This is a genomic window from Mesorhizobium sp. P2_F8 (genome assembly GCF_056403655.1).
Genome location: NZ_JBFUFB010000008.1, coordinates 203,566 through 215,974, shown reverse-complemented (window position 1 = coordinate 215,974; position 12,409 = coordinate 203,566). Strand labels below are relative to the sequence as shown.

13 protein-coding genes are annotated in these 12,409 nt (G+C 62.3%); 10 read left to right on the top strand and 3 right to left on the bottom strand.

Features of this window, described 5'->3' with window-relative positions; all coding sequences use genetic code 11:
- Positions 1-37 precede the first annotated feature (37 nt).
- The 7 genes from AC1DZP_RS21120 to AC1DZP_RS21090 all read left to right on the top strand — a co-directional run bounded on the left by AC1DZP_RS21120 (position 38) and on the right by AC1DZP_RS21090 (position 7,722).
- Positions 38-811, top strand: coding sequence for an enoyl-CoA hydratase (locus tag AC1DZP_RS21120; RefSeq protein ID WP_457153986.1), 774 nt, complete (start codon positions 38-40; stop codon positions 809-811).
- A 160-nt stretch (positions 812-971) separates the two neighbouring features.
- A complete protein-coding gene (gene rpsT / locus AC1DZP_RS21115; protein WP_095084274.1) occupies positions 972-1,238 on the top strand; it encodes a 30S ribosomal protein S20 in 267 nt (88 codons plus the stop codon).
- A 910-nt stretch (positions 1,239-2,148) separates the two neighbouring features.
- The gene (gene dnaA, locus AC1DZP_RS21110) at positions 2,149-3,624 is read left to right on the top strand and encodes a chromosomal replication initiator protein DnaA (protein ID WP_477305279.1); all 1,476 of its coding nucleotides are present in this window, start codon (positions 2,149-2,151) and stop codon (positions 3,622-3,624) included.
- Positions 3,625-3,929: 305 nt separating this feature from the next.
- A complete protein-coding gene (dnaN, locus tag AC1DZP_RS21105; protein ID WP_095082385.1) occupies positions 3,930-5,048 on the top strand; it encodes a DNA polymerase III subunit beta in 1,119 nt (372 codons plus the stop codon).
- 185 nt (positions 5,049-5,233) lie between these two features.
- A complete protein-coding gene (gene recF / locus AC1DZP_RS21100) occupies positions 5,234-6,373 on the top strand; it encodes a DNA replication/repair protein RecF (protein WP_477305094.1) in 1,140 nt (379 codons plus the stop codon).
- Positions 6,374-6,473: 100 nt separating this feature from the next.
- The gene (locus tag AC1DZP_RS21095) at positions 6,474-7,229 is read left to right on the top strand and encodes a molybdopterin-synthase adenylyltransferase MoeB (RefSeq protein WP_477305092.1); all 756 of its coding nucleotides are present in this window, start codon (positions 6,474-6,476) and stop codon (positions 7,227-7,229) included.
- A gap of 31 nt (positions 7,230-7,260) precedes the next feature.
- Complete coding sequence (locus AC1DZP_RS21090; RefSeq protein WP_477305277.1) at positions 7,261-7,722, top strand: GNAT family N-acetyltransferase; 462 nt, start codon at positions 7,261-7,263, stop codon at positions 7,720-7,722.
- Positions 7,723-7,749: 27 nt separating this feature from the next.
- Here AC1DZP_RS21090 and AC1DZP_RS21085 read toward each other — a convergent pair whose 3' ends face one another.
- Positions 7,750-8,751, bottom strand: coding sequence for a 2-hydroxyacid dehydrogenase (locus AC1DZP_RS21085; RefSeq protein WP_095082393.1), 1,002 nt, complete (start codon positions 8,749-8,751; stop codon positions 7,750-7,752).
- Positions 8,752-8,902: 151 nt separating this feature from the next.
- Between AC1DZP_RS21085 and AC1DZP_RS21080 the strand changes: the two genes are divergently transcribed.
- Positions 8,903-9,463: an SH3 domain-containing protein gene (locus AC1DZP_RS21080; RefSeq protein WP_095084275.1), complete on the top strand. Its 561-nt coding sequence runs from the start codon at positions 8,903-8,905 to the stop codon at positions 9,461-9,463.
- Positions 9,464-9,523: 60 nt separating this feature from the next.
- Here AC1DZP_RS21080 and AC1DZP_RS21075 read toward each other — a convergent pair whose 3' ends face one another.
- Both AC1DZP_RS21075 and irrA read right to left on the bottom strand, forming a co-directional pair.
- Positions 9,524-9,883 carry a DUF4260 domain-containing protein gene (locus AC1DZP_RS21075; protein WP_477305090.1) on the bottom strand — a complete coding sequence of 120 codons (360 nt, stop codon included), beginning with the start codon at positions 9,881-9,883 and terminating at the stop codon, positions 9,524-9,526.
- 60 nt (positions 9,884-9,943) lie between these two features.
- The gene (gene irrA / locus AC1DZP_RS21070; protein ID WP_167458528.1) at positions 9,944-10,375 is read right to left on the bottom strand and encodes an iron response transcriptional regulator IrrA; all 432 of its coding nucleotides are present in this window, start codon (positions 10,373-10,375) and stop codon (positions 9,944-9,946) included.
- Positions 10,376-10,618: 243 nt separating this feature from the next.
- Here irrA and fabA point away from each other — a divergent pair, with 243 nt between their 5' ends.
- Together fabA and fabB are read left to right on the top strand one after the other, a co-directional pair.
- Positions 10,619-11,137 (top strand): 3-hydroxyacyl-[acyl-carrier-protein] dehydratase FabA, encoded by a 519-nt coding sequence (fabA, locus tag AC1DZP_RS21065; RefSeq protein WP_095082399.1) that lies wholly within the window; start codon positions 10,619-10,621, stop codon positions 11,135-11,137.
- Between the two features lie 36 nt (positions 11,138-11,173).
- A complete protein-coding gene (fabB, locus tag AC1DZP_RS21060; RefSeq protein WP_477305088.1) occupies positions 11,174-12,394 on the top strand; it encodes a beta-ketoacyl-ACP synthase I in 1,221 nt (406 codons plus the stop codon).
- The last annotated feature ends 15 nt before the right edge of the window (positions 12,395-12,409 follow it).

Sequence of the window (12,409 nt, the reverse complement as noted above, 5' to 3'; positions counted from 1 at the left end):
CCGCTCTGGACGATGGGCGAGCGAGGAGAAGCAAGTCATGGCCTATGAGACGATCGTCACCGAAGCGCGCGGCAAGGTCGGGTTGATCACGCTGAACAGGCCACAGGCGCTCAACGCGCTGAATTCCCAGATCCTGGCCGAACTGGTGGCAGCCGTGAACGGTTTCGGCGCCGATGCCGGCATCGGCGCCATGGTCATCACCGGTTCCGAAAAAGCCTTCGCCGCCGGCGCCGATATCAAGGAGATGCAGGCAATCTCCTATGTGGATGCGTACTGCCAAGACTTCTTCGTCGGCTGGGAGGAGTTTACGCGGGCGCGGAAGCCGATCATCGCTGCGGTGGCCGGCTATGCGCTGGGCGGCGGCTGCGAGCTGGCGATGATGTGCGACTTCATCATTGCCGCCGACACGGCCAAGTTCGGCCAACCCGAAATCACGCTCGGCGTCATTCCCGGCATGGGCGGGTCGCAACGGCTGACCCGCTTCGTCGGCAAGTCGAAGGCGATGGACATGTGCCTGACCGGGCGGATGATGGATGCAGCCGAAGCCGAGCGTTCGGGCCTGGTGTCGCGGGTCGTACCTGCCGGCGAGCTCGTCGAGGAGGCGCTGAAGGCGGCTGCCAGGATCGCCGACTTCTCGCTGCCATCGGTGATGATGGCCAAGGAGGCTGTCAACCGCGCCTTTGAGACAACGCTCGCCGAGGGATTGCGCTTCGAGCGCCGACTGTTTCACTCGCTGTTCGCGCTCGAGGACCAGAAGGAAGGCATGGCGGCCTTCACAGAGAAGCGGAAGCCGAATTTCAGCAACCGCTGACGCCAGTTTGACAGCCGCCAAAAAGAAGGCCAGGCAGCGTTGACGCGCCGGAAAAGCTGAACTATAAGCCGCACCAACCGAGGCGGCCCCGTGGCTGCCCGTTTGTTTTTTGCGCCCTGCGGCATCCCGCATGCGCCGACCAGATCAGAAGAGAGGCATCATGGCCAATACATCCTCGGCCAAAAAGGCAACGCGCAAGATCGCACGCCGCGCGGCGGTCAACAAGAACCGTCGCTCGCGCGTCCGCACCTATATCCGCCAGGTCGAAGAGGCACTTGCCTCCGGCGACAAGGCTGCCGCACAGGCTGCGTTCAAGATCGCGGAGCCGGAATTGATGCGCGCCGCAACCAAGGGCGTGATCCACAAGAACACGGCGTCCCGCAAGGTGTCGCGACTGGCCCAGCGGGTCAAGGTTTTGTCTGCCTGACATCACGTCCTGGACTGACGTTCTGAGAACCCGGCCGATTGTGCCGGGTTTTTTCGTTTGCCGGCAAGCACTTAAAAAGAATGGCCGGAAACAGCCCTTTGGCGGCTCGAAATGCTTTGCCGGCACTGCCATGCAGGTTGATCGCCGGTATCCCTGAAAAGGGTTCACTCGGAAAAAGTCGACACTCAGAAATAATCTATACTTTTCAAATAGTTGCGGACAGTCGTCCACAGCTTGTTCACATCGAGCCGGGGGGATGGGGGACAAGTCGCTGTCAAGCGAATTATTTCATAAAATTTCGTGACGGGCCGGCTTTTTCATATTCGCCGGAAAAGAGTTTGAATCACAATGGCTTTGTTAAAAAGTGCCGTAGCGGCACGCCACTCGAACCCGCCTCCACTAACCAGATTCCTTAAAAATCAGTTAGTCCCGGCCTTGCCCTATCCACAGCGATTTCGGTAATGTCGGTCTATCGAAAGGGACGGGCTCCGGGCCTTAACCCAGCTTGTAACGGCCAGCTTAAATTGGCGGGATTTGCAACGCGGATCAAGTCCGTGGACGGCTTTGGTTTGTCTTTTTCGATACGGTAGGGGACTGGCGTAACTAGACATGGCAGGTAGACGGCGCGCCGGCGCACTTTTCGCCGGATGGTGTCGTATTGCCCAGACATACTCAACGCGGACTGGCTTCCATGGGCCGGCACCGGTTTCCCCCGAATATTGGCGATGTCATCTGCCGGCGGCGGCAGCACGCATCGTAGCGAAGACGCAGTTGCCGGGACACGGTGCAGGGGCGCACCCCCGGTGGAAACAGGGTACGGAAGGACAAGGAAAAGACCATGCAGAGCGGCATCGAACGGGAGCTTACGGGCGACCTCCCATTTCCTGGAACTTTGACCGGAGCAAACGACATGGCGGTGTCCAGCGACGCGGAACAGAAGTTCGATCGGGTCAAGACCCAGTTGAAGGCGCGCCTGGGAACTGAAGTTTATTCGAGCTGGTTCGGCCGCATGAAAGTCGCGGAGGCTTCCAAGGGCATCATCCGCATCTCGGTGCCCACCGCTTTCCTGCGCTCATGGATCAACGGTCACTATCTCGACCTCATTTCCGAGTTGTGGAAGCAGGAGGATCCCGATCTCCTCAAGATCGAGATCGTCGTGCGGACGGCGACCCGCCAGGGGCACAGCCATGCCGAGCCGGAAGTGGCCCCTGCGCGAGCCAAGATGACGCGGCAGACGCAGACGGCGCTCGCCGCCGGCACCGTCAGCCCCGGCCGGACTGAGCGCGCACCGGCTCCGCGTCCGGGCACACCGGTCGAGAGCGAGTTCCGGCACAATGTGCTCGGCTCGCCGCTTGATCCGCGCTACACATTCGGCTCCTTCATCGAGGGACCGTCGAACCGGGTGGCCTTCGCCGCCGCCAAGGCAGTTGCGGAATCGCAGTCCAGCGCGGTGCGCTTCAACCCGCTTTTCCTTCACGCAACCGTCGGGCTCGGCAAGACACACCTGTTGCAGGCGATCGCCGCGGAATCGCTGAAGCAGAACCCCAAGTCGCGCGTCGTCTATCTCACGGCCGAGTATTTCATGTGGCGCTTTGCCACCGCGATCCGTGACAACAATGCGCTGACGCTCAAGGAACAGCTGCGCGACATCGACCTGCTCATCATCGACGACATGCAGTTCCTGCAGGGCAAGTCGATCCAGCATGAATTCTGCCACCTGATCAACATGTTGCTCGACAGCGCCAAGCAAGTCGTCGTTGCCGCCGACCGGCCGCCGTCGGAATTGGAATCGCTCGAACCGCGGGTCCGGTCGCGCCTCAATGGCGGCGTCGCGCTTGAAATGTCGGCGCCCGATTTCGCCATGCGCCTTGGCATGCTCAACTTGCGCCTTGCCACCGCAAGGGTCGATGACGCATCGCTCAATATTTCGGAGGAGATCCTCAATCACGTCGCCCGCACCGTGACCGGCAGCGGACGCGAGCTGGAAGGGGCGTTCAATCAGCTGCTGTTCCGCCAGTCCTTCGAACCGCAGATCACCATCGACCGGATCGACGAGATCCTCGGCCACATCTATCGCACCGGCGAGCCGAAGCGGGTTCGTATCGAGGACATCCAGCGCATCGTCGCGCGCCACTACAACGTGTCGAAGACCGAGTTGCTGTCCAACCGGCGCACGCGCACCATCGTCAAGCCGCGGCAGGTGGCCATGTACCTGTCGAAGGTGATGACGCCGCGCTCCCTGCCCGAGATCGGACGGCGTTTCGGCGGCCGCGATCACACCACGGTGCTGCACGCCGTTCGCAAGATCGAGGACCTTTCGGGCAACGACAATACGCTGGCGCAGGAACTCGAGCTCCTGAGGCGGTTGATCAACGACCAGGCCTGACCGGTCTGGCGAAGACGAAACCAGAACAGCACCGGAATTCAATGACTTGCCGGTGCGGTCCTGGATCCGAAATGGGTTCGTGGTGTCGCCTGGGGGCGATCCGGAATTTGGTTTTGCGACACCGGCTCGCGGACTTCGTGGCCTTTATCCCCAGAAAGCCCGCGTAGCCGGCCTGAACCGGTGTCGCGGGCTTGCGTTTGCTGGTTTTTTCCTGTCAGTTTACGCAGATTCTGAGCCTGTTCAGACCTTTCGCGGGGCGCCGCTTACTGGTGACCCGTCATTCATTCAAGCGAGCCTGTTTCGTCATGCGTGTTATCCTGGAACGGTCAAATCTCCTGAAGTCGCTCAACCACGTCCACCGTGTCGTCGAGCGGCGTAACACCATACCGATCCTGTCCAACGTGCTGCTCAGCGCCGAGGGCGCCAGCCTCGAAATGAAGGCGACCGACCTCGACCTGGAGGTGACGGAAGCGACGCCCGCCAAGGTGGAGCGCGGCGGGGCGACGACGGTTCCGGCACATCTGCTCTACGACATCGTGCGCAAGCTCGCCGACGGCGCCGAGGTGATGCTGAAGACGGACGAGGATGGCAACGCCATGACGGTGACGTCCGGCCGTTCAAGCTTCCGCCTCCAGTGCCTGCCGCAATCCGATTTCCCCGAGCTTTCGGCCGGATCCTTCTCGCATATCTTCCGTCTCGACTCGGTTGCCCTGAAGGGCCTGATCGAGAAGACCCAGTTCGCCATCTCCACCGAAGAGACGCGCTATTATCTGAACGGCATCTACCTGCACACGCACGAGGTCGGCGGCAAGCTGAAGCTGCGCTCGGTGGCGACCGACGGCCACCGCCTGGCACGCGCCGAGATCGACGCGCCGGCGGGTTCCGAGGGCATGCCGGGCATCATCATTCCGCGCAAGACCGTGAGCGAGCTACAGAAGCTGGTCGACGATCCGGATGTCGCGGTCACCACCGAACTGTCGGACACCAAGATCCGCTTCACCATCGGCAGCGTGGTTTTGACCTCGAAGCTGATCGACGGCACCTTCCCGGACTATCAGCGGGTCATTCCGACCGGTAACGACAAGAGGCTGATCATAGACCGCCAGAGTTTCGCTGCCGCTGTCGATCGCGTCTCTACCATCTCCTCCGAACGCGGCCGCGCGGTGAAGCTTTCGATCAGCGACGGTCAGGTGACGCTTGCGGTCAACAATCCGGATTCAGGCAGCGCCACCGAGGAGCTGGCCGCCGACTATTCGTCCGATCCGATCGAGATCGGCTTCAACGCCAAGTACCTGCTCGACGTTGCCGCGCAGCTGACCGGCACGGAGGCCAAGTTCATGCTGGCCGACGCGGGTTCGCCGACTCTGATCCACGACATGGCCGACGAGACCGCGCTTTACGTGCTGATGCCGATGCGGGTCTAGCCGGCGCGGCGTCACCAATCCGGCCTGCTACTGGACCGGCAGCGAGAATTATGGTTGCGGCGACTTCCAGAGCAATTCCAGGAAAAGTATGAAACGGTTTTCCGCCCGGAATTGCGTCGAAACAAAGAGTTAGAGCAGGTCTGCGTTTCCTTGAAACGACGAACCGCTCTATAGGCGGATAGCGGTTGCCGGCACAGACTCACATAAGTAAGCTTACACTTACTAATTTCCGCAACTATGCGGGATTGGCGATCGACCTGGCGCCGGGTGCCGTGGTCTTTTCCGGCGATAACGGTGCGGGCAAGACCAATCTTCTCGAAGCGATCTCCTTGCTGACACCGGGACGCGGCTTGCGCCGCGCGCCTTACGCGGATGTCGCGCGCGAAGGCGGCGACGGCGGCTTTGCCCTGCACGCCCGGCTCGATGGGCCCGACGGCCAGGTCGAGATCGGTACGGGCATTTCAGGTGGCGACAGTGCCGGCGAAGGCGGCAGGCGGGTGCGTATCAACGGCTCTTCGGCGCGATCGGCTGAGGAGATGCTGGAGTGGCTGCGCGTGGTGTGGCTGACGCCGGCGATGGATGCCTTGTTCACCGGACCAGCCGCGGATCGCCGGCGCTTTCTCGATCGGCTGGTGCTGGCGATCGATCCCGGGCACGGCCAGCGCGCAATCGACTACGAAAAGGCGATGCGCGGCCGCAATCGGTTGCTTACTGAAGGCTCCCGGGACGACCGCTGGTTCGACGCGATCGAGACACAAATGGCCGAAACCGGTGTGGCGATCGCTGCTGCACGCGCCGAGATGGTGCGCCTGCTGGCCGCGATGATCGACAGGCTGCCCGACACCGGACCGTTTCCGCAGGCCGATATCGGCCTTTCGGGTGAGCTTGAGGCCGAGATTGCCATCGCGCCGGCGGTCGACGTCGAGGAGCGGTTCCGCCGGACGCTTGCCGAAGGTCGTGACCGCGACCGAGCCGCCGGGCGCACGCTCGAGGGACCGCACCGTTCGGATCTGGTGGTTCGGCACCGTCCCAAGGCGATGCCGGCCGAGCTCTGCTCGACAGGCGAGCAGAAGGCGCTGCTGGTCGGCATCGTCCTGTCACACGCCCGGCTGACCGGCGAGATGTCTGGCATGACACCGATCCTGCTGCTCGACGAAATCGCCGCGCATCTGGATGGCGGGCGGCGCGCGGCGCTGTTTTCCATCCTCGAAGACCTGAACTGCCAGGCGTTCATGACCGGAACCGATGCGGCGCTGTTTTCCAGTCTCAAGGGACGTGCGCAATTCCTGACTGTCGACCACGGCACGGTTGGGCCAACGATCTAGATCTTTGTCTACGTATGTCGTGGTCCCAAAACCGCTTTACACTTTTTGGCGACATGGATTGGCTCCTGACAAGGTTTTTCAGCCGCTATATGGTCCGGCAATGACCGCTGCCGCCCTGACCGACGAAGAGATCGAACGCTATGCCCGCCACATCGTGCTGCCCGAGGTCGGCGGCGCCGGCCAGCAGAGGCTGAAACAGGCGCGGGTGCTGGTGATCGGCGCCGGCGGGCTGGGTGCGCCGGTGCTCGAATATCTTGCCGCCGCCGGCGTCGGCACGCTCGGCGTGATCGACGATGACACCGTGTCGCTTTCCAACCTGCAGCGCCAGGTCATTCACGGCACCGACACCGTCGGCATGCTGAAAACCGATAGCGCCAAGGCGGCAATCTCGCGCATCAATCCCAACACCGCCGTCGAGACACATACGTTCCGGCTGAACGCGGACAACGCCGCTGCCCTCGTCGCCCGTTATGACATCGTCGTCGACGGTTCCGACAATTTTGAAACCCGCTATACGGTGGCCGACGCCTGCGCGAGCGAGAGGAAACCGCTGGTGCACGCCGCCGTTGGACGCTTCGATGGTTCGGTGACCGTGCTGAAGCCGTTCGAAGACGGCAAGGACGGGGTGCCAAATCCGGGCTATCGCGATCTGTTTCCGGAAGCACCGCCGCCTGGCCTGGTGCCGTCCTGTGCCGAGGCCGGGGTGCTTGGTGCGCTGACCGGTGTCGTCGGCACGCTGCAGGCGATGGAGGCGATCAAGCTGATCACCGGCATCGGCGAGCCGTTGGTCGGCCGGCTGCTGCTCTATGATGGGCTGGCCGCGCGGTTCGATACGATCCGCTACAAGAGAAGCTGACATCGTGGATCGGACCGAAGTTGTCACCGTCATGAGGATCCCGGCCGAATTCGACCATTGGGACGATATGCTCGCACTGATCATGCACGCGTTCGCCACCATGGACGGTATCATCGACCCACCCTCCTCGGCGCACCTGCTGACCGCCGAAACCTTGCGCGACAAGGCGCGGCGTGAGACCGGATTCGTGGCGTTCGAGGGGGACAGGATCGTCGGTTGCGTTTTTGCCCTTGAAAGGACGGCGGAATTTTACGTCGGCAAGCTCGCCGTCGCGCCGGATTGTCAGGGACAAGGCATTGGCCGGCGGCTGATGCTGGCGGTCGAGGATCTTGCCCGCAGCCGCGGCAAGGCTGCGGTCGAACTTCAGACGCGGATCGAGCTGACCGGAAACCATGCCGCCTTTGCCCGCCTCGGCTTTCACGAGACCGAACGGACGGCGCATGAGGGCTACATCAGGCCGACCTCGATCACCATGCGCAAGGTCCTTGCGTAAGCCTGGGCTTTCGTTCGAAGGCTGACGTCAGGTTCTGAGCGGCAGCACGCGATCCGGTGGCCGGTGGCCGTCGACGAATGCGCGGATGTTGATGATGACCCTTTCGCCCATGTCGATGCGGCCTTCGAGTGTTGCCGAGCCCATATGCGGCAGAAGCACGACCTTGCCCTTGGCGGCGAGCTTCAGCAGCTTCCCGTTCAGTGCCGGCTCGTGCTCGTACACGTCGAGGCCGGCTCCAGCGAGCTTGCCGTCCTGGATCATCTTCACCAGCGCCTCTTCGTCGATGATGTCGCCGCGTGCGGTGTTGACGACATAGGCCGTGGGCTGCAGCAGCGCCAGCCGCCGCGCCGAAAGCAGATGGAAGGTCGCCGGCGTCGACGGGCAATTGACCGAAATGATGTCCATGCGGGCCAACATCTGGTCAAGGCTTTCCCAATAGGTCGCCTCCAACTCGTCTTCCACGGCCGGCAGCACGCGATGGCGGTTGTGGTAGTGGATCGACAGGCCGAAGGCCTTGGCGCGCCTCGCGACCGCGGTGCCGATGCGCCCCATGCCGACAATGCCGAGCCGTTTGCCCCAGATGCGGCGCCCAAGCATCCAGGTCGGCGACCAGCCGGCCCATTTCTTGTCGCCGGTGAGCACGTTGGCGCCTTCCGCCAGCCGCCGCGGCACAGCCAGCATCAGCGCCAAGGTCATGTCGGCGGTGTCCTCGGTCAGCACATTGGGCGTGTTGGTGACGGTGATGCCCTTCTTGGCCGCCGCCGTGACATCGATCTTGTCGACGCCATTGCCGAAATTGGCGATCAGCTTGAGATTGTCGCCGGCCTGGGCGAGCAGCGCCGCGTCGATCTGATCGGTCACCGTCGGCACCAGCACGTCGGCTTCCTTGACCGCCGCGACCAATTCCGGCTGCGTCATCGGCCTGTCCTCGACATTCAGCCGGGCGTCGAACAGTTCGCGCATGCGGGTCTCGACCGGATCGGGCAGCTTTCGCGTGATGACCACGAGAGGCTTCTTTTTGCCTACCATTGTTTCCTCGTACCCCGATCTCGTTGAGACCTCTTTAACCAAGACCGGCGAAACTGAAAGCCGGTCGCGGTGCCGATTACCCCATGTAACAAGCGGTGCCGCCGAAGACAAAGAAAAAGGGGCGCCAAGGCAAGCGCCGAAAGGAATGAAAGTGTCTGGTTTCGCGTCGCTTCGCCTGACCCTCAGTGCAGCATTTCTCGGCGCTCTGCTTCATTCTCCGCTTGCCGCGGCGCAGAGTGCGGCAGCACCTGCCCAGAGCGTCGTCACGCTCGGCCCGAGCGGTCTGCCGCTGCCGCGATTCGTCAGCCTGAAATCCGGCCGCGTCAACTCGCGCGTCGGCCCCGGCGCCAACTACTCGGTCGACTGGATGTATATGAAGGCCGGCCTGCCGATGGAGATCATCCAGGAATTCGATACATGGCGCCGTGTACGCGATGCCGACGGTTCGGAGGGCTGGATCAACCAGTCGCTGCTTTCCGGCCGGCGCACCGCAATCGTCGCCCCGTGGCAGCGCGGCAAGGGCGCCCAGGTGAACCTTCTCAACAGCCCTGAACAGGACGCAAGGGTGGTCGCGATGGTCGAGCCTGGCGTCATGGGCACGATCAAGTCATGCGACGGCCAGTGGTGCGAAATGACGTTCGAGGGCCACACCGGCTGGCTCGCTCAGTCGCTTGTCTGGGGCGCCTATCCCGGTGAACGGGTCAAGGACTGATCTTTTGACCGTTTGACCACGATCGTTCCGGACCAAAGAGTTTCCAAACAGCTGCTTAGTCTAGCGGCCGATACGGCCAAGATGCGTGTCCTGAAAGCCTGTTGACAGCTTCAGGCCGTAGCCCAGCGCACGATCGATGCCGATGTGGGCGATCCAGATCAATGCAACCGCCGTCGCGGTCGCTTTGCCGGACAGGTGACCGGCCAGCAGCAGCAGCACGGGCACAATCAGGATATGCAAGGCGTTGTAGGCCAGGGCACCGACGCGCGGCCCCGCCAGATAACCGAACATAGACAGGTCAGGCGCCAGGATAAGCAATCCGAAGAGCCACCAGGTTATGCCGGTTGAAGCGTAGAAGACGACAGCAGCCGCCGCAACGATGGCCCATTCGAGCCGGATTGTCAGGTCGAGGGGTTTCATTCCTGGCGGATCATTCTTGGCTGATCATTCCGGCCCTGCCGTTTATTCGGGCGTCGCCATTCATTCGCAGCGCTTGGGGCGCAGCCTCACCACGATGTCGACATTGGCGATCTCCATCCCCTCCGGCGGCTCCGGCAGGTTGGCGACCGTCACCGGACCGCTGTCGATGTCGAATATGCGGTTTTCACCTTCGATGTAGAAATGGTGGTGGTCGGAGGTGTTGGTGTCGAAATAGGTCTTCGCGCCCTCGACGGCGAGGATGCGCAACAGGCCCGCCTGGGTGAACTGGTGAAGGGCATTGTAGACGGTGGCCAGCGACACCGGCACGCCGGCCGCGACCGCCTCCTCGTGCAGTTCCTCGGCCGACAGATGGCGGTCGCCCTTAGCGAAAAGCAGATCGGCCAGCGCAATGCGCTGGCGCGTCGGCCTCAGGCCGGCTTCACGGACCCGCTTGTCCACAGCGACATTTTCCTTCCGACCGTCCAGGCCCATCTTCTCGTCGAACCCCACAGTTCCGCCCTAAGACACGCCCAGAATGGCAAAAAAATGAATGTCTGCCGAAACCGGACCCCTGCTGACATATATTCTGTCGCCTGAAAGCGATCAATAGCGCGCATTGACCCGAGCAGACGAGCAGGTTAAGCGCAAACGCCGGTTTCCGGCCTGAAACAGATTGTGTTAGGAAACCAACGACAAGGGCGCCCGATAGCCCGGAACGATGTGGGGACGAAATTGATGGCGGGTTCGAAATCCAGCTACGACTACGACGAATTGCTGGCCTGCGCCCGCGGCGAACTTTTCGGACCGGGCAATGCCCAGCTTCCCTATCCGCCCATGCTGATGTTCGACCGCATCACCGAGATCAGCCAGACAGGCGGCGCCTTCGACAAGGGCTTCATCCGCGCGGAATTCGACATCAAGCCGGACCTGTGGTTCTTTGCCTGCCATTTCATCGGCAATCCGATCATGCCCGGATGCCTCGGCCTCGACGCGATGTGGCAATTGACGGGCTTCTATCTCGGCTGGCTCGGCGAACCCGGCAAGGGAATGGCGTTGTCGACAGGCGAGGTAAAATTCAAGGGCATGGTGACGCCCTCGGTGAAAAAGGTCGAGTACGGGATCGACTTCAAGCGCGTGATGCGCGGCCGGCTGGTACTCGGCATCGCCGATGGCTGGCTGAAGGCGGATGGCGAACCCATATACGCGGCAACGGATTTGAAGGTCGGTCTGTCCAAGCAGTCGGCGGTCGGCTGACCGGCATCACCGGCTGACCCCTGGAAGGAGTTGCGAATGAGACGTGTCGTAGTCACAGGCCTCGGCATCGTGTCGTCGATCGGCAACAATGCCAACGAGGTTCAGACCTCGCTGCATGACGCCAGATCCGGCATCAGCTTCTCCGATTCCTTCGCCGAGCATGGTTTTCGCTGCCATGTCTGGGGAGCGCCGACGCTCGATCCATCCGCCATGATCGATCGTCGTGCAATGCGCTTCCTGTCGAAGGGTGCCGCCTGGAACCACGTCGCCATGGATCAGGCGATCGCGGATGCCGGCCTCAGCGAGAGCGACATCACCAATGAGCGCACCGGCATCGTCATGGGATCGGGCGGACCATCCACCAGCACCATCGTCGAGGCGGCGGAGATCACGCTGAAGAACGGCAGCCCCAAGCGCATCGGTCCGTTCGCGGTGCCGAAAGCGATGTCGTCGACCGCATCGGCAACGCTTGCCACCTGGTTCAAGATCCACGGCGTCAACTACTCGATCTCGTCGGCCTGCTCGACCTCGGCGCATTGCATCGGCAATGGCTACGAACTGATCCAATGGGGCAAGCAGGACATGGTCTTTGCCGGCGGCCACGAGGACCTCGACTGGACGATGTCCGACCTGTTCGACGCCATGGGCGCCATGTCGTCGAAATTCAACGACCGTGCATCCGCCGCCTCGCGCGCCTATGACGCCAATCGCGACGGCTTCGTCATCGCCGGCGGCGCCGGCGTGCTGGTGCTGGAAGAGTTGGAACATGCCAAGGCGCGCGGCGCCAAGATCTATGCCGAGATCGTCGGCTACGGCGCGACCTCAGACGGCTTCGACATGGTGGCGCCATCCGGCGAAGGCGCGGCCCGCTGCATGCGCCAGGCAATGGCGACGGTTTCCACACCGGTGGACTACATCAACACCCATGGCACGTCGACGCCAGTGGGCGATTCCAAGGAAATGGCCGCGATCCGCGAGGTGTTCGGCCAAGAGATGCCGTACATCACGTCGACGAAATCGCTGACCGGCCACTCGCTGGGCGCCGCCGGCGTACAGGAGTCCATCTACTCGATCCTGATGATGCAGGGCGGTTTTATCGGCGAAAGCGCTCATATCGAGACCCTCGACCCCGAATTCGAGGGCATGCCAATCGTGCGAAAGCGCATCGACAACGCCAAGATCGACACTGTTTTGTCAAATTCGTTCGGCTTCGGTGGCACCAACGCAACGCTCATTTTCCAGCGCTATTCCGCATAAGGCCAGCGTTGTTTT